The sequence below is a fragment of the Pseudoalteromonas sp. OF7H-1 genome, assembly GCF_022347825.1.
Classification (GTDB): domain Bacteria; phylum Pseudomonadota; class Gammaproteobacteria; order Enterobacterales; family Alteromonadaceae; genus Pseudoalteromonas; species Pseudoalteromonas maricaloris.
This window is the reverse complement of record NZ_JAKRFX010000019.1, coordinates 16,166-32,705: the sequence shown is the minus strand read 5'-3', so window position 1 is coordinate 32,705 and position 16,540 is coordinate 16,166. Positions and strand designations below refer to the sequence as shown.

The following is a 16,540-nucleotide window of genomic DNA, read 5'->3' as shown; positions in this document are numbered from 1 at the left end:
TCATTTTTTAGTGACATTCACATTTCGATATCGCAGACTGACCCTTTAAAACCAACAGGGATCATTACTATGGTTAAAGTATTTTCACCATTGTTATTTATTTATCTTTGCTTAAGCCTTTTCAGTAATCTCGCCAACGCAGAAGTTGGCCTGTGGAAAATAGAAAAGGGCAACAAAACGTCGTACTTATTTGGTACCGTCCACGTCGGTGACAAACAAATGCAAGGTTTACCAGCCAAGGTAAAAAGCGCCATTGCGAGCAGTGATAAAGTCATGGTTGAAGTGAACTTAGAGGCGCTTTCTCCGTTTGCGATCCAACAGCGCTCCATGCCATTTATGTTGTTAAAAAACAACCAAACACTAAAAGATCAGCTCTCTGCAGAAGTCTATCAGAAGCTACAAGATTACTTTTCCAAAAAGCAAATAGATATCGCCTTATTTGAACGCTACGCACCATGGGCCGTGATGGTAACTATGCTACAACTGGAATATCAAAAGCTCGGATTTACCGATACTAATGGCATCGATAAACAAGTAATAGCCTATGCAAACGAAAAGAAGATCCCAGTTGGTGAATTTGAAACCTTAGAATATCAGCTTGAAATGTTCAGTCAGCTGAGTATTCATAGTGACGCCATGCTCAAGGAAACATTTGCACAGATGTCTGATTTGAATACCTACTTCTTGGATTTAGTTTCCGCATGGCGAAGCGGCGATTTAGAAAAGTTATCACATTACTATCAGGTAAGTTTTTCGGATGATAAATATGGCAAATTAGCCGAGCAACTGATGATCATCGAACGCAATAATAACTGGGTGCAAGTGCTTAAAAAACAGCTCCCTAATGAATCAACGTTTATTGCCGTTGGTGCATTACATCTTGTTGAAAAATATGGCCTCGTTGAGCAACTTAAAAACAATGGTTATTCAGTCACCCGACTATAACGCTCAGCGCTACCATGCTAAGAGGTAAGTAGTTTACTTTGTGGGCGTGTTAAACAGGTACTTCCATCAACACGCCCTAAAAAATAAAAATCTTTTTTAAACCTTTTCATTTTTATTTGCGACTTACCTTTCAAACACTCTCGTTGAAGGTAAAAAATAATGAAAAAGTTAGCGTTAGTTTTAGCATTAAGTGCAGCGGCAATGACTGCACAGGCAAAAGATTCAAAAACCATTACAGCATCATTCCCAAGCAATAGCCTAGCCGAGTTAGAAGTGGATATTGCCGTAGGTAAAATCGATCTACAAACTTACAACGGCAACACCATAGAGGTCGAAATTTTGGTTGAACCGAAAGAGTCAGACAGTTGGTTTGGTAAACCAGATGTAAGTGAAGCTACCCTAAACAGCAACACATCAGGAGATAAATTATCACTCGAGATCAATTCGGATGATTATGAACTATCTTGGCAAGTTAAGGTGCCTGTTAATTTGGCCTTAGATGTTGAGGTTGGTGTTGGCAAAATTGATATTCAAGATCTTAATAACTCTGCTGATTTAGAGGTAGGCGTAGGAAAAATTAAAATTGAGACTACTGCCACCGATTTCAAAAAGGTGTCTTTAGATTCAGGTGTTGGTAAAACGGCAATATCAGGTTTTGGCAACGTAGAAACTTCCGAAAAGAGTATGGTTGGCTCGACAACAGACTATCGTGGTCAAGGCCAGTATTCCATCGATGCAGAAGTCGGGGTTGGAAATATTCGTTTAAGACGAGACTAAGTCTCCACACTCATTCAGTAATAGCACCACTTTGCTATGCAGCACATCCGGTTGCAACGGCTTATACAAATGAGCCGTTGCGCCAAGTGCGTAGACCTTATCCAGATCCTCCGCATTAGTATTTGCGGTCACGACCAAAATAGGCACGGTCGGATCTAGCGTTCTCAAACGCTCAGTGGCTTCAAAGCCATCCATCACAGGCATATTTAAATCCATTAGCACGATATCAAACTTACCCACCTCATATACTTCAAGGGCACCTTCACCATGTTCGACATGCGTTACCTGCTTGGCTATGGGCTGAAGCATTTTTTCAATCACGCGCGCATTTAGTAAATTATCTTCCACCAGTAAAATGCGAGCTGACACCTGCTCCATTGTGCGAGCCAGCGTCTGTTGATTGTCAATTTCAATCGGGACTCTCAAGGTTGCTCTTGTACCGGTTGGTTCCCTCGCAATAAAATCTAATCGTCCTCCAAGCGCTGAGGTGAGTAATCGGCAGCGCTTCAGCCCTAACTGCGTGCCTTGAAAATGCTCGCTATGCACAGCTTCTCGCAACTGCTGATAGTCGAACCCAGGCCCAGTATCTTCAACAACAAACTCTAAATATGGCGTATCTTCATCTACAACCAAATCCGCAAATACTTGAATGCTGCCACGCTCAGTAAATTTAATTGCGTTATTGACCAATTCACTGATCAACCAACCAACACGCTTACTATCACAATAACAAGTCACATCTAACTCATTACTCAACGCCAAATTAAAAGCGAGAGATTTCTTATGTGCGGTTAATTGAAAGGCAATACAGGCCGATTTTATTACTTCTCGCAACGCGACTTGATGACGCTCAATGACCACTTCTTGCTCGGAAAGGTTATTAAAGTCTTGAACCGAATAAAGTAATACATCCAATTGATTTGCTGCGCTTTTCACATGCTGTAATTGCTGGGTATCTTTGTTACTCAGATATTCATCTAAATACCCCTGAATGGCCTGCAATGGCGTTCTTAGCTCGTGACTGACACGCGCTAAAAATCGTGATTTTGAGTGCAGAGCATCATCGGCAAGCTTTCTTGCCGCCTCTAATTTATCAAGTGCTTCAGCAATCTCTCGCGCCATCGGGCGAAATACAAGTTTCGCTTCTATAAACAGCAGCAACAGTCCAAGCAGCCAAATTAACAATTCTATTCTCCTCACCATCTCTGTTTTACTTCGCGCATGCTGCTCGAATAGTGAAACGGCATCATTCAGGTTTGGGAGTATATGCTGAGACGCAGTAAAGATTTGTTCCACTAATTGAGGAGTTGGCTGCTGAAACTGAGACCTTGATAAAGTGACAAAAGTATTACTTTGCAAATCCAATTGCATTGGCTCTTGGTAGTAAAGCGCTGCAAGTGCCTCATTCAGATAAATAGCCTCCCCCCTCTCTGTTTTAGTTAAAAACTCATGATTACTTTCAAATTTATCAATGGCTTGACGAAGATCCTCACTGTCTCTTTTATCCTCTTGTGCACTGAAAAGCGCGATGCGCTGGGACAACATCCGCTGCATACCCGCAATATTAATTACGTGCGCGTCTTGGCTCTGCTGATACAGTAAATACTGCATAATCCCCATCGCCATCGACAGCAATATAGCCATAGCAAGTAATGCCCCGATATAACGATTTTTAACTTTATTTATTAACGACATATTTTTGTTTTTCATCTCATAGCATTGTCTCAGCTGCAATGTTAAGTGTAGTTAACAATCGTATTATTTACAGTCCGATGCTTGACACCTAGACGGCCAAAATGTTTCAATGCGTGTTCACCCTATTTAGATAGTTTGATGCCACGGCGTCAAATTAAGGGCTGGAAGAGGTGCGTTATTCAGGTAACTAAGTGAAGGAGAGCAAACTCCGTTGCAGCTTAGTGAGGGGAATACACGCCGAGAAATTGAGTTATTGTTTGCTAATACTCATTTCGGGCGACTGGGCTGAATCCCAGCGACTGTCACCAACATACTTGGTGGAGAGCTTCTGGTCTTAGAAAAATAAGGCCATTGGCTGCCTTATCTTTTTTAAGTCCATTGCTCTTCGAATTTTAACGGTTCGAAGTTTGGACACCCTCCTAACTCCGAACATGATTTAAGTTCGGTAGAGATGAAATCACAATTCAACTTATCTGACTATCCGTTGTGGACGGCTTTAGTAACGCCTTTTGATGCTGAAAATCAGGTTGATTTTAGCGCATTAACAACGCTTGTGCGCGATCAAGAGCAAGCTCGTAACGGTATTCTTTTACTAGGCAGTACCGGCGAAGGCCTTGCGCTTACCCAAGAAGAGCAGCAACAAATCGTTGAGTTTGTTTGCCAGCTCGCCCCAAGCGTACCGCTCATGGTTGCCGTTGGCGGCAGTAATCTTGAGCAGCAAACACAATGGGTGCGCTTTTGTAATACGCAGCCCATTGATGCGCTCTTACTTGGCTCACCAATCTACGCAAAGCCCGGCAAAGTTGGTCTGACGCATTGGTTTAGCACACTACTCGATGAGAGCCACAACCCTTGCATGCTCTACAATGTACCTGGTCGCAGTGCCGTTGCTATCGCCCCTGAACTACTCGGCGAGCTAGCTTGCCACCCTAATCTGTGGGCACTAAAAGAAGCCAGTGGTGATATTGCCACCTTTGAAGCATTTCGTCAGGCAGCGCCTGATGTCGCAATCTATAGCGGCGACGATGGCTTAATGCCCTACTTTGCACAAGCAGGTGCAACGGGTCTGGTGTCTGTTGCGGCAAACGCATGGCCACAGCAAACCGCAGAATTTGTAAGGCGCTCGTTAAGCGGCACCTCTCCTAATTTATTTACCACTTGGTCAGAAGCTGCAAATAGCTTATTTGCAGTGGCAAATCCCATACCAGTCAAAGTGTTAATGCACTTGCAAGGGAAGCTCACAAGTCCAAACTTGCGCCCGCCACTGACACATTTGGAACTCACCCATACCGATGCGATCACTCGCGCGAACAAAACGATTTTATCTTGGAATTAAGGCAGTAAACATGAGCTGGTTAACCCTACTAAACGATTTAGAAAATGGCACAGTACGTGCGGCAACACAGGATGAGCAAGGCCATTGGCACGCTAACGTAGAAGTAAAACAAGGGATCCTTGAAGCATTTAGAAATGGCGTAAATACGGAGTTCCCAGGTGGATTTGTTGATAAAGACAACTTAGCACCACGCGGATTTGCTGCCCAAGATGGCGTTCGTATGGTTCCTGGCGGAAGCAGTGTAAGACGTGGCGCTTACGTCGCAGCCGGCACAATCATTATGCCACCGGCTTATGTCAACATTGGTGCCTATATTGATTCAGGTACTATGGTAGATAGTCATGCGTTGGTTGGTTCTTGCGCGCAAATTGGTAAAAATGTGCACCTTAGTGCAGCAGTGCAAGTGGGTGGTGTATTAGAACCGGTTGGAGCAAGTCCTGTTGTTGTTGAGGACGATGCTTTTATTGGTGCAGGCTGTGTATTGGTTGAAGGGGTTGTTGTTAAACGCGGTGCCGTATTAGCACCGGGTGTGCGCCTTTCAGCAAGTATACCTGTCTATGACTGCGTGAACGAGCGCTTGCTTGACAAAGGTGAAGCCATCCCTGAAAACGCGATAGTGATCCCAGGCTCTCGTCCAGCCTCAAGTGAGTGGGCACGCGAGCAAGGATTAAGTATGTCATGCGCACTTATCGTAAAATACCGTGATGAACAAAGTGATGCATCACTGGCGCTGGAAGAGGTTCTACGCTAATGACTTGGTTGAGCACGTCACAGCGAACTGCAGCTGAGGCATTGAGCCAGCAACAAGATACGCCATTCTTTTGCTACGACTTAGATAAGCTAAGTGCGCATGTTAAGCCCTTAGTTGATCAGCAAATCGTTAAGCTTTGGTATGCCGTAAAAGCGAATCCGTTATCACATATCATTAAAGCCCTAGATAACGCTGGGTTTAACTTTGATGTGGCATCTAGCGGCGAGCTTGATCAGGTGTTATCTCAAGGGATCGCTCCTGAACGCGTGCTCAACACCGGTCCTGCCAAATCGCTAAAGCAGATCCGTCATTTTGCAACACAAGGCATACGTATTTTCGTGGCAGAAAGTCTCAATCAAGTACGCTGGTTAAATCAAGTGGCCGAAGAGTTTGAGCTTCAATTTGAAGTTTTACTGCGGGTGCAATTACGCTTTGATAAAGCAGAGCACAATCCACTTGGTGGCAATACGCTGACTCCTTTTGGTCTTGGCTCTGAGCAGTGGCAAGCCCTAACTTTAAGTGACTACACCCACCTAGACTTTGTCGGACTGCATATTTTCCAGTGGGGAAACATGCTCTGCAGCGATACACTAGCTGAACTTTGGCAGGCTATGGTTGCACCTTTAGTTCAGCTCGCTGCTGACTTAGGTATTACTCTAAAAGTGCTCGACTTAGGTGGTGGTCTTGGCATCCCCTATGATAGACAAAGCCCTTCTCTTGATTGGCAGAAATTATTAGACACGCTCGCCTTGATAAAATCTGCCACGCAAGTGCAAGAATTATGGATGGAGTTAGGCCGCTATGCGGTTGGCGAATGTGGTTTTTATCTCAACCCTGTGGTGGAACAAAAGCAAAACTACGGTGAACAACAACTGATTGTCGCAGGCGGTGTCAATCACCTGCTGCGTCCAGCCGTTACCGGACAAGCTTTCCCCGTTGAATTGTTACGCCAGTCTCAAGCTGATACCTCAGACTTTCATATTCATGGCCCACTTTGCACAGCATTGGATAAATTAGGCACCCTAGCCTTACCAAGCGACAGTGCCGATGGCGATTGGCTTGTTTTCAGTCAGTGTGGCGCTTACGGCTACACCGAAAGTATGCCGTTCTTTTTATGTCATGAGCTCCCAGCTGAGTACATCATCTCAGCTGGAGAAATCAGCTGTGTCCGTGAAGCAGAGCCCGCTTCAAGTTATTTGAGGTAAACATGAATACCATTACACAACAACATATTCAGGTTGGTGAAATTGCCAACGGCTTGCCTTTAACTATTCCGGTCTATCGCATCAAAGGTGATGGCAGTGGGCCTAAGGTGTATATCCAAGCAAATATGCATGGCGCCGAAGTGCAAGGTAATGCGGTGATTTATCAACTGCTGGAACAGTTGAAGCAATTGTCACTAACAGCGGACATCACCTTAGTGCCTTACGCAAACCCGATTGGTTGTAATCAGAAATCTGGTGAGTTTACCTTAGGTCGATTCGATCCAATTACAGGCACGAATTGGAATCGGATGTACATCAACCATTCTGGGTTGGTTGCCGAGTTTGTGGAGCAAAATCCGACGCTATCAATAACAGAAATCGCTCAGCAATTTCGCCAACGATTAGTTGAGCGCACCCAAGCACTACTTGATGGGCCCTTAGACAGGTTGACAACAGGTAAGCGCATCGCCTTGAATTTACAACGTCTAGCTCATGAAGCTGACATTGTTTTAGACCTACACACGGGGCCAATTTCAGCAAAACACCTGTATTGTCCTGAGTATGCAAAAAACAGCGCTCGATATTTTGATATTCCACATGTGTTACTTATTCCAAGTGACTTTGATGGAGCAATGGATGAAGCCAGTTTTTGTCCATGGTGGAACTTGCAGCAAGCCTATCAGGCTATAGGCCGAGAGATCCCAGTATTAACCGAAGCGTTTACGGTTGAGCTTGGCTCTCAAGAAAAAATTGATTTAGCGGAAGCATTGAATGACGCTAATAGCATTTTGAGCTACCTGAACCATAAAGAGGCCTTTCAAGATGCACACTTTATGCCGCAAGACATCACCCGTTACGTCTGTCGACTAGAAAATTATCGCGCCTTTTATGCCCCAATGGGTGGTATGGTGGAATATACGGCAAAGCTTGGAGAGCATATCAAGGCGGGTCAAACCATCGCCAAAATTCTCAGAATGGAGCGCTATTTATCAGAAACGCCCTTAAATGAGATCAAGTTAGACGAAGATGCCATCGCCATTTTGCACTTTGCCTCTGCTAGTGTGAATCAAGGTACTGAGCTTTATAAGTTTTTTACTCAAGTTGAAACGCTTTAACTTGAGTACTTTTATTGCGTGAGAGTAAGTCAAAGCAAATAAGCTCTGCTTGTTTAGCTTAACGCTTACTAAGGTATGGCGGCGATAGCCGCCACCTTTTTCTTATTCGACCGTATTTTTCTTTCTGACATTTTTGACCTTCGAGATTCATTTCCCTTTCATTATCATTGGTTAATAATGTAATCAATTGTACTTACTCTCGGCGCACACAGGATGAAACTTACACACTTATCAATACCGGCTTTGGCCTTGCTTACCTTGCCACTTTACGCTCAAGAAGCCCAACAGGAAGATGAAATCGATTTAGTCAAGCAGTGCGTGCTAAACGCGGTATTAACTGGAGAAAAAGATAAAACCATAGAACAGGTCCGTACCGAATGTGCCGAGGCTGATGCAGATAAAACCTTAAGCCAATTAGATAAACGCATGGCGCGTGAACGTGTAACGGAAAAGAACCGTAATGTATTAACACCACATAAACGTAACTATATTTTGCCAGTTTCTTATATGACCAACGTCAACAGCAGACCATTCGACGGTCTAAAAGCCATTGACGATGAAGACGGCGAGCCAATCGACAACTTTGAAGCCAAATACCAAATCTCGTTAAAAGCCCCTATTTATAAAAACTTCTCGGATAAAGATCAGGCAATTTATTTTGCTTTTACGCTGCAATCGTATTGGCAGCTGTATAACAAAGATGTCTCTTCGCCATTTCGTGAAACCAACTATGAGCCAGAAATCTTTTGGATTAACTTTTTAGATGATGAAAACGTGCTGTGGGGCGATGAGATGGCCTTTGTACTTGGGATTTCCCATCAATCTAACGGTCGCAGTCAACCAAACTCCCGCTCTTGGAATCGTATCTATGCGAATTTTATCTGGGAAAACCGAGGGTTTGTATTCAGCTTTAAACCTTGGTATCGCTTACCTGAAGACGACAAAGAAGATGCCTTGGATCCACGCGGAGACGACAACCCAAACATCGACGAGTACTTAGGTCATTTCGAGTTTAGCGGGGTGTATCGTCACGAGGAGCATGAGTTTGGCTTTATGTGGCGCAATAACTTAAACAGTGATAATCGCGGTGCAATTCAGCTAGACTGGTCATTCCCGATTTGGGGAAGACTGCGCGGCTACGCACAATACTTTAATGGTTACGGCGAAAGCTTAATAGACTACAACACACATACCCAAAGGCTTGGTATTGGCGTGTTGCTCACTGATATTCTTTAAGCGCATTCGAATACAAAAAAGCTCTGAACACTCAGAGCTTTTTCGTTTGGAAATCTGAGAATAATTCTCTACTTATTGCGGTTTAATCACCACAAATTGTCCCTCAAATTTAGCAACTAGCATATCGCCATCATAGACATTCACTGGCACCACATATTTTGCTTTGCCAGCCGTCTCTAGCGCTTGTAATTCACCTTCACAGTCCGCAATGGTAACTGTTGCCGCTGGTGCCGTGGTTAAAGGCTTTAGATATTTAATATTAGCGTCAGCCAGCACAATATCTCCCTCTAACCCAAGCTCTTTAAGTGCTAAATAAGTCGCCCCCCAGCCCGTTAGCGTCGCCATGCTATATATAGAGCCTGCAAACATCGAGTTGTGTAAGTTGAGGTTCGCTTTTAAGTCAGCCTTAGTGGAAAATTGCCAATCTGTATAGCTTTCTACTTTAATCCCCATCGCATCACTGATTGGAATAGACTCGCGCCAAGTATTTTGTAATACATGGGTCCAATCTGGCTGCCTAAACCAGCCCGGCTCTGTAGGTCGTTGTTTTACCATTTTCCAGTGCTGCACATCGCCATAGGCTAAGTGTGCCTTTTCAACCACTTCGTAGCCATGACGCTCGTAAAATGATAACGCGCGCTCACGAGCATACAAAACCAGCTCTTCTGCTTTTTGCGTCCAAGCAATAACCTCAAGCTCGTGTAGCAAACGGCTACCTAAGTGATGACCTCGATGCCCTTCTGCAACGGCCATATAACGTACTTGTGCTTGCTTATGATTGTTAAAATGGAGCCTAGCTACGCCTAGCACTTCACCATCATTATTTTTAATGTAGCGATGTTCAGCTTCTTGTTCTAAATCATCCTGTTCGCTGCCACGAGGTTGATCCCATGGCGCTCTTAACACCTGCCAGCGTAACTGGTAATAGGCTTGCCAATCTTGGCTGCTTTGTGGTGAAGTTACCTCAAACATCACTGACTCCTGTTTTGTTATTAGCCTGTTAAACGACTTTGAATCTCGTACGGATACACCCTACAAGATAAGCTCAGTGTAGGGAATAAAATGCGCCAAAACACTTATCCTTTAGTGTAAAAACTGGTGGACAAGCTGGCATTCACAAAATCCTCGTCTATGATGATGTTATCATGGGAGAATTTATTACGCATTCAGGCACTATCAGCAACGATTTTGTGGACCGGAGCCACCAGCTAGGACACTTGCTATATTGGCATAAACAAGGCAGAAATAGCATCCAAGTGCGGCAAGAGAAATCGTTAAGATGGCTTCTGATAAACAACACATTACAATCCGTTGTGGAGTTAAACCACCCGGAGCACTTGTTATTTCCTCATTTAAAAACATTCGCGAGTCGCTGGCAGCAAGTCACCCCGCCAACCAGCGTACTAGAGCTGGGTCTTGGCGCAGGTGCAATCCGTGATTACCTCAATGCCACTTATCCAAATTGTCACATTACCACCATAGATAACAACCCAGATGTGATCCATTGTTACAAACGCTACTTTGGTGGCGACCCTTTGTGCGATGTTAATTGTGTTGATGTATTTAAAGCATTGCAACAAGGCAAACGCTACGATTGGATTGTGCTCGATTTATTTAGCGAACTTGAGCCCCCCATCTTCTTGTTTCAGCACCAGTTTTATCGTCTACTCAGAGCTGCTATTAATGATGGGGGCCGACTGTATATCAACTTTTTGACTGAGCATGAGTCGCAGCTCAAACAACTTCAACACTTATTAATTACCAACTTTGGTAAAAAGCCCTTTATCGAAAAGGTGCCGGACTACGCCAATATGATTATCGAAGTTAAACGCTAGGGCCTGTTGAGCTTTCAAGTTTGTTTTTGCAGCAGTTTGATTGGTATTTATACAAGGCAGAGCCAGCGTAGCATAGTCATTCTATGTAAGTCTGGCGATAACACAGTAGAAATGCTAATCAAGCGCTGCCCTTTGGATTCATCTGAGTGCGCTTTGTTCATTGTTGCTCAACTTTTGCCTAGATTACTAGGCGGCAAGTCGAGCGTCGCGACCAAAACACACTCAGAAGAACAAAAATCAAACAGCAAAGGTCAACAGGCCCTAGCATTTGTTGATCTTAGACTTTTACGTTAAATCCCTATTCAACATTAAAGTTAAAAGTCACAGGGCCGTCATTCAGTAAACTCACCTTCATATCCGCAGCAAATTGTCCCGTCGCGACTTTCAACCCTGCTGCCTTGGCTTGAGCCACAAAGTATTCGTAGAGTGTATTCGCTTGCTCAGGTGTCCCTGCGCTCGAAAAGCTTGGCCTCATGCCTTTTTTGGTGTCTGCCGCCAAGGTGAATTGCGATACAACTAGTAGCTCGCCTTCAATGTCTTTTAAACTTAAATTCATTTTTCCCTTGTCGTCAGTAAAAATACGGTAGTTGCTTACCTTGTGCAGTAACTTATCCGCCGTTTGCTCGGTATCCGACTTTTCAACGCCTAATAGTAACAATATCCCCTGATCGATTTGGCCTACAATCTCACCTTCTACTTCTACCTTTGCTTCGCTGACTCTTTGAATTAGTCCTTGCACTACCTACCTCTTGTGACTGCTAATGATGCTGAATTTTGCACAGTAATAGATCAGCCGCTCGCCTTATTGCTTCTGCGTAAACGGGGTTAGCACAACAATGCCCAACCCCATTTAAAATCAGCAACTGCGCCTTAATGCTTTGTGCTAACTGATGAACTGGTGCGTATCGACACATTAAATCATGCCGACTGTGAATAAACCAGATAGGTAAGTGATTGAGCTGATGTGCATCGGCTGTAATTTGCTGTGTTTTAATAAAGCACTGGTGACTAAAAAAATGCACCATATGCTGTGCTTTACTGAGCTGCTTGTCTGCTTTGCAGAGCCTAATACCTTGCGTATCGCTATCCGTTGTGATCAGGTTATCCCACTCACACCAGCGCTGTGCCGCTTTTCTTTTGAGTAATTCATCCTCGCCAAAGAGTGCCGAATGATAATGGTCTAGCAAGGATTCCACAGTTTGTGCACCTTGTGCAAAGGCTAGATACTGCTCTGGATAAATTTGTGCGGCGGCACCTTGGCCACCATAAAGCCAATGAAGATCCGCCTCATTACCCAAAAAACTCGACCACAACACCATCCCCAAGACATCTTCACGATGTTGCTCAGCATAAAGAAGTGCCAGCATGGCACCGAAAGATTCCCCGGCGAGTACAACCTTTTGCAGTCCTAAATGCGCACGAATGGAGTGAATATCTTTTAGCAGGTTCGCGGTATTTATATTACCAAAGTCAGTAGGGGTTGAATTGCCACAGCCTCGCTGACTAAACAGGATAATGCGGTATTTTTGCGGATTGAAATAACCGAGTACATTACGAGAATGGCCCTGACCTGGGCCACCATGTAGCATGATAAGTGGTGTGCCATCACTACAGCCATATTCCTCTATGCCCAATTGATGTCCTTCACCTACCGCGAGATGAAAGCGACGCAATGCATCGCCATGTTGATACAATAAGCTCATAATTCCCCCTTGGGGGCTTAAGCTAACCGTTATCGGTAAAAGCTAAAGTCCCTGCGCGTCTGGTGGGTCAAATTCCGAGCTAGTATCTAATCCTGCGGCTTCCATATCTTGGGTTAAGCACACAGTAAACTCTGCGCCTAACAACACCACTATCCAAGATAAATATACCCAAACAAAAAGAATAGGTACTGTCGCGAGCGCCCCATAGATAACTTCGTATGAGGGAAAATGGCTAATGTATAATGCAAAGCCTTTTTTCGTTAGCTCAAATAACAAAGCTGCAAACAAAGCACCAGGAACCGCGGCTCGAAATGACACACTGGTATTTGGTACTAAAGTATAGAGCATGATGAAGCCAACCATAGAAATTAAATAGGGCAACATCTTAATTAGTGCACCACTAAATCCTGGGATCCCTTGATCGGCAAATGTCACTAAAGAAACGATATAAGATGTCATACCAATACTCGCGCCCAATAGCACAGGGCCAAGCGTGAGCACCATCCAATAAATCGCAAACGAAATCATCATCGGGCGCTTTTGCTTAACTCGCCAAATACGGTTGAGTGTGGTGTCAACATTACGAATAAGTAACAAAGCCACGACGGCCAAAAAACTCACCCCCACAGCTGTCATCTTATTCGCGTTGCCAGTAAACGCACTGATGTGTTCTTTAATGGTGTCCGTCGATGTTGGCACAAAGTTATTGAACACAAAGTTTTCAATTGCAAAACGCGTATCTTCAAATCCAGGAAACGCCGAAAAAATTGCTACACCCACCGCAACTAAGGGAACTAAGGATAACAGAGTGACATACGCTAAATAGCCGGCGTTGACCGTGATCTGGTCCTCAATACACCGCTTACTATAGCGGCGCCACCAGCTAGGCTGAGAATGTAAGAATCGCAGTGCTACGACCTTCATTTCGGTTATTCTTTGCATCATAATCAAGTTAATATTCATGGATCACTTTACACATCATAACAATCCCCGCCATAATTTATAGCGCTAAATAGTAATATATAACGACGGTCACATGGCCACTTACTGATTATTGACCTTCTAGAGCCCGGGAGTGCAAATGAAGAAACTCACCTTAAGCGCAGTGTTACTTTTACTTGTTACTGGCTGCCAAAGTGCCTATTACGCCACAATGGAAAAGTTTGGTGTGCATAAACGCGAGATATTGGTAGATCGTGTCGAAGAAACAAAGGAATCCCAAGAGGAATCACAAAAAGAGTTTCAATCGGCATTGGAAAGACTCACCACCTTAATTAATTTTAACGGTGGTGAATTACAAGAAGCCTATAACCTGCTTAACGATGACTACCAATCATCCCTTGCCGCTGCAGCTGAAGTAAGTAGCAATATAGACAAAGTGGAAGACGTGGCCAATGCGCTATTTGACGAGTGGCAAGATGAACTTGAGCAATATTCGAGTGCAAACCTAAAACGTGAGAGTGCTAAGCAATTAAGTCAAACACAGCGCCAATTTGAACGCTTGCTTCGCTCAATGCGCAGCAGTGAAGCCAAAATGCAGCCTGTGCTCGACTCACTACAAGATAATGTGCTGTACCTTAAGCACAACCTAAATGCGCAAGCGGTAAGCGCTATTAAAGGTGAGTTTACGGGGTTAAAGCGTGATATTAGCGCCCTAATCGCAGATATGAACCGTTCTATTGAAGATTCGAACAAGTTTATTGCTGAGATGAATGCACGTAGTGCTTGAGTATCTTAGTCATTAACAGTTGATAAATAAGACTAAATAGTATCATCCAAAAAGCACACCTCACTGCTATAGTGATTTGCACTTATACGAATACGATTAAAGGCCACACTAATCAAAAGATTAGTATGGCCTTCGGATTTAACAGTCTATATTGACCGGTGTCGTAGTTTAATGAGGAGCAGGACTCCCCATTAGTAATTGCCATGCAGCAGCCATATAAGCTTGATATTCAAGGGTTGGTGCTGGCTGCTCAACACTTTTATCACCCAGTTTGGGGTTAACTAGATAGCTATAAAACTGCTCACCATCACCTTGTTTCCAAACTCGCTCCGTATCTCGAATTGTTTTATAACCAAACACATTCTCTGGTGTTTCAGAACCAACAAGTGAATGGCCAAAACTAGCAAATGATGTGTTGGGCCTTGCTATCAAGTCCATAATTGTAGCTGTGATATCCATATGTGAAGCAATTGTTCGGTTACTCAATTTAGGTGAAACCCCTTGCCCCAGTAAAAGGATTGGGACATGGGTGAGTTCGTACAAGTTAGGCTTAGCATGAAAATAGCGGCGGCTGTAGTGATCTCCCGTAATGATAAATAGCGCATCAGGGTATTTGCGTTGCATATTATCCACAAACTGCCCCATCATTTGATCTGAATACCATAAGTGTCCAAGAGTGTTAGCAGATAACACTTCATCACCCATCCGCTGAAACTGAGCGGGGTAGTCACCATTTTTCCAAGGGTAATCGCTAGCTGACAAATCCAAATTAAATGGGCCATGATAGCTAGTCGTCATAATCAAATTAAAGCTATTTTCTGGCACTGACTGGCTAACGAGATCAAATAACTGCCCATCATCAACCCCCCATACACCGGCACTGCCCTTACCTCCTGCATTTGCCGCAGAATAAATATGATCGACGCCATGCCTATTCATAAAATCACCTACTGTTTGCCAAGACAATAAGCCGCCATAAAAAAATTGTGATGTATAACCTTGATCCTCCATCAAATGGATTAGTGAGTAATTATGGACTTCACTTGTAAGGCGACTCATGTTAATGCCACTAAATGGAATTCCTGTAACTAGACTGGATAATGAGTTCATTGTACTCGAAGCTGCAGGTAACGCTTGTTCAACATAAATACCATTTGCTTTTAGTCGGTGAAAATTTTCTGTTAGCGCTAAATCCCTATATTTATTCTGCAGAGGCCAAGAGTCAAAGCTTTCCATTACAATGTAAAAAATGCGTGAAGGCTTTTGAATTAAGGGACCCGCACTTCGAGTCTCATTATTATGCAGCATATCATCGACCTCACGCCTATCGACCAAATAAGGGTTAGCCCTTGACATAGTGAGCTGATTTAATTCACCGTAGTCTTGTATCGCGTAAAAGAAACTGCGAAATGGGTTAATAACTAAGTTGTTTACAAATGGATCGGTAGTGACAGCCGACCACTTTCTTGACGCAGGGCGAGAATCAAACGAACCTCTAGCGGCGCAAACGAACAAAACGAACACCAATATCGAAATAATTGCTTGTTTGATTCTGCTCTTCGGACAAATATTTATTAGTAAGCGATAGTTTCTCTTATCCACAAAACGAGTCCATAAGACCACGCAAGATAGCAGTATTCCTATGCTCAACAAACTACCCCAAGGTTGATACTGCTGAATCGCGGTACTTAGTATGGCCTGCTGATCATCATATAACCCTTCCAGCATAAAATAATTATATTGAGTTCCATACTCACTGATATAAGTTATCCCGCAGATTCCTAATAATACAAAAACACTCAGATAGATTAGCCCTATCGTATTGCGTGCTCGTCTAACCCAATTATCTAATCGCAAAGGCTGTAGGAAACAATTCAGTAAAAAAGGAATAGCGAGACAAACTCCAGCGGCAGAGGAGTCAAATTTAAAACCGGTGGCTAAGGCATCAAGCAGTTGGCCAACCGTAAGATCATACGATACTTTTTCTTTAAAGTTAAAAAGATAGAAAACTCTAAATGACATTAGTAAGAATACGCCGCTGACCCATAACAAGAAAATAATCCAACTTTCCCTTATGAATTTTATCCAGCGGCTTGAAGATAAACTATCGTTGAGCAACAAAGCGGACAATCCTTCACTATAAAAATAACGACTCATAAACAATGAAAATATAAAATTGATAATGATTTAAATTAATGTTACCGTTCCCAATG

The 16,540-nt window shown here is 43.6% G+C and carries 16 protein-coding genes and 1 riboswitch; of the genes, 10 read left to right on the top strand and 6 right to left on the bottom strand.

All coding sequences use genetic code 11. From position 1 onward, the window contains the following. Positions 1–69 precede the first annotated feature (69 nt). Together MHN30_RS19515 and MHN30_RS19510 are read left to right on the top strand one after the other, a co-directional pair. A complete protein-coding gene (locus tag MHN30_RS19515) occupies positions 70–945 on the top strand; it encodes a TraB/GumN family protein (protein ID WP_130163350.1) in 876 nt (291 codons plus the stop codon). Between the two features lie 159 nt (positions 946–1,104). After that, positions 1,105–1,722, top strand: coding sequence for a hypothetical protein (locus MHN30_RS19510; RefSeq protein WP_130163349.1), 618 nt, complete (start codon positions 1,105–1,107; stop codon positions 1,720–1,722). Here MHN30_RS19510 and MHN30_RS19505 read toward each other — a convergent pair. Continuing rightward, a complete protein-coding gene (locus tag MHN30_RS19505) occupies positions 1,708–3,432 on the bottom strand; it encodes a response regulator (protein ID WP_239360834.1) in 1,725 nt (574 codons plus the stop codon). The genes MHN30_RS19510 and MHN30_RS19505 overlap by 15 nt on opposite strands. A 142-nt stretch (positions 3,433–3,574) precedes the next feature. Beyond that, a riboswitch (Lysine riboswitch) is annotated at positions 3,575–3,753 on the top strand. 115 nt (positions 3,754–3,868) lie between these two features. On the opposite strand from MHN30_RS19505, the gene dapA reads away from it, so the two are divergent. The 5 genes from dapA to MHN30_RS19480 all read left to right on the top strand — a co-directional run bounded on the left by dapA (position 3,869) and on the right by MHN30_RS19480 (position 9,060). Next, on the top strand, positions 3,869–4,753 hold the full coding sequence (gene dapA / locus MHN30_RS19500; RefSeq protein ID WP_130163347.1) for a 4-hydroxy-tetrahydrodipicolinate synthase: 885 nt from the start codon (positions 3,869–3,871) through the stop codon (positions 4,751–4,753). Positions 4,754–4,763: 10 nt separating this feature from the next. Then, complete coding sequence (locus tag MHN30_RS19495) at positions 4,764–5,504, top strand: 2,3,4,5-tetrahydropyridine-2,6-dicarboxylate N-succinyltransferase (protein ID WP_010376345.1); 741 nt, start codon at positions 4,764–4,766, stop codon at positions 5,502–5,504. Next, positions 5,504–6,709 carry a PLP-dependent decarboxylase gene (locus tag MHN30_RS19490; RefSeq protein ID WP_239360832.1) on the top strand — a complete coding sequence of 402 codons (1,206 nt, stop codon included), beginning with the start codon at positions 5,504–5,506 and terminating at the stop codon, positions 6,707–6,709. Before MHN30_RS19495 ends, MHN30_RS19490 begins: the two co-directional genes overlap by 1 nt. A gap of 2 nt (positions 6,710–6,711) precedes the next feature. After that, positions 6,712–7,824 (top strand): M14 family metallopeptidase, encoded by a 1,113-nt coding sequence (locus tag MHN30_RS19485; RefSeq protein WP_222242122.1) that lies wholly within the window; start codon positions 6,712–6,714, stop codon positions 7,822–7,824. A 213-nt stretch (positions 7,825–8,037) separates the two neighbouring features. Next, complete coding sequence (locus MHN30_RS19480; protein ID WP_010607757.1) at positions 8,038–9,060, top strand: phospholipase A; 1,023 nt, start codon at positions 8,038–8,040, stop codon at positions 9,058–9,060. A 72-nt stretch (positions 9,061–9,132) separates the two neighbouring features. Here the strand turns inward: MHN30_RS19480 and MHN30_RS19475 are convergent, their stop codons facing one another. Continuing rightward, on the bottom strand, positions 9,133–10,032 hold the full coding sequence (locus MHN30_RS19475; RefSeq protein ID WP_239360830.1) for a bifunctional GNAT family N-acetyltransferase/hotdog fold thioesterase: 900 nt from the start codon (positions 10,030–10,032) through the stop codon (positions 9,133–9,135). 173 nt (positions 10,033–10,205) lie between these two features. Here MHN30_RS19475 and MHN30_RS19470 point away from each other — a divergent pair, with 173 nt between their 5' ends. Together MHN30_RS19470 and MHN30_RS23950 are read left to right on the top strand one after the other, a co-directional pair. Further along, positions 10,206–10,895 (top strand): SAM-dependent methyltransferase, encoded by a 690-nt coding sequence (locus tag MHN30_RS19470; protein WP_045990412.1) that lies wholly within the window; start codon positions 10,206–10,208, stop codon positions 10,893–10,895. Between the two features lie 111 nt (positions 10,896–11,006). Next, on the top strand, positions 11,007–11,189 hold the full coding sequence (locus tag MHN30_RS23950) for a hypothetical protein (RefSeq protein ID WP_343224354.1): 183 nt from the start codon (positions 11,007–11,009) through the stop codon (positions 11,187–11,189). Between the two features lie 4 nt (positions 11,190–11,193). Here the strand turns inward: MHN30_RS23950 and dtd are convergent, their stop codons facing one another. Genes dtd through MHN30_RS19455 form a run of 3 tightly spaced genes read right to left on the bottom strand, consistent with a single transcriptional unit; the run spans position 11,194 to position 13,522 of the window. Continuing rightward, complete coding sequence (dtd, locus tag MHN30_RS19465; RefSeq protein WP_239360828.1) at positions 11,194–11,634, bottom strand: D-aminoacyl-tRNA deacylase; 441 nt, start codon at positions 11,632–11,634, stop codon at positions 11,194–11,196. A 19-nt stretch (positions 11,635–11,653) separates the two neighbouring features. Next, positions 11,654–12,598 (bottom strand): alpha/beta fold hydrolase, encoded by a 945-nt coding sequence (locus MHN30_RS19460; protein ID WP_239360826.1) that lies wholly within the window; start codon positions 12,596–12,598, stop codon positions 11,654–11,656. Between the two features lie 42 nt (positions 12,599–12,640). Beyond that, a complete protein-coding gene (locus tag MHN30_RS19455; protein ID WP_239360862.1) occupies positions 12,641–13,522 on the bottom strand; it encodes a virulence factor BrkB family protein in 882 nt (293 codons plus the stop codon). 157 nt (positions 13,523–13,679) lie between these two features. On the opposite strand from MHN30_RS19455, the gene MHN30_RS19450 reads away from it, so the two are divergent. Continuing rightward, complete coding sequence (locus MHN30_RS19450) at positions 13,680–14,327, top strand: DUF2959 domain-containing protein (protein WP_010607751.1); 648 nt, start codon at positions 13,680–13,682, stop codon at positions 14,325–14,327. A gap of 168 nt (positions 14,328–14,495) precedes the next feature. On the opposite strand, the gene MHN30_RS19445 is transcribed toward MHN30_RS19450, so the two are convergent. After that, positions 14,496–15,929, bottom strand: coding sequence for an LTA synthase family protein (locus tag MHN30_RS19445; protein WP_239360823.1), 1,434 nt, complete (start codon positions 15,927–15,929; stop codon positions 14,496–14,498). Positions 15,930–16,540 lie beyond the last annotated feature (611 nt).

Bases quoted from the DNA above. Each gene is read 5' to 3' on its own strand.
- MHN30_RS19485 (WP_222242122.1), top strand. From the start codon at position 6,712: ATGAATACCATTACACAACAACATATTCAGGTTGGTGAAATTGCCAAC.
- MHN30_RS19470 (WP_045990412.1), top strand. From the start codon at position 10,206: ATGGGAGAATTTATTACGCATTCAGGCACTATCAGCAACGATTTTGTG.
- MHN30_RS19490 (WP_239360832.1), top strand. From the start codon at position 5,504: ATGACTTGGTTGAGCACGTCACAGCGAACTGCAGCTGAGGCATTGAGC.
- MHN30_RS19510 (WP_130163349.1), top strand. From the start codon at position 1,105: ATGAAAAAGTTAGCGTTAGTTTTAGCATTAAGTGCAGCGGCAATGACT.
- MHN30_RS19460 (WP_239360826.1), bottom strand. From the start codon at position 12,598: ATGAGCTTATTGTATCAACATGGCGATGCATTGCGTCGCTTTCATCTC.
- MHN30_RS19455 (WP_239360862.1), bottom strand. From the start codon at position 13,522: ATGAAGGTCGTAGCACTGCGATTCTTACATTCTCAGCCTAGCTGGTGG.
- MHN30_RS19475 (WP_239360830.1), bottom strand. From the start codon at position 10,032: ATGTTTGAGGTAACTTCACCACAAAGCAGCCAAGATTGGCAAGCCTAT.
- MHN30_RS19505 (WP_239360834.1), bottom strand. From the start codon at position 3,432: ATGAAAAACAAAAATATGTCGTTAATAAATAAAGTTAAAAATCGTTAT.
- MHN30_RS19450 (WP_010607751.1), top strand. From the start codon at position 13,680: ATGAAGAAACTCACCTTAAGCGCAGTGTTACTTTTACTTGTTACTGGC.
- MHN30_RS23950 (WP_343224354.1), top strand. From the start codon at position 11,007: ATGCTAATCAAGCGCTGCCCTTTGGATTCATCTGAGTGCGCTTTGTTC.
- dapA (WP_130163347.1), top strand. From the start codon at position 3,869: ATGAAATCACAATTCAACTTATCTGACTATCCGTTGTGGACGGCTTTA.
- MHN30_RS19495 (WP_010376345.1), top strand. From the start codon at position 4,764: ATGAGCTGGTTAACCCTACTAAACGATTTAGAAAATGGCACAGTACGT.
- MHN30_RS19480 (WP_010607757.1), top strand. From the start codon at position 8,038: ATGAAACTTACACACTTATCAATACCGGCTTTGGCCTTGCTTACCTTG.
- MHN30_RS19515 (WP_130163350.1), top strand. From the start codon at position 70: ATGGTTAAAGTATTTTCACCATTGTTATTTATTTATCTTTGCTTAAGC.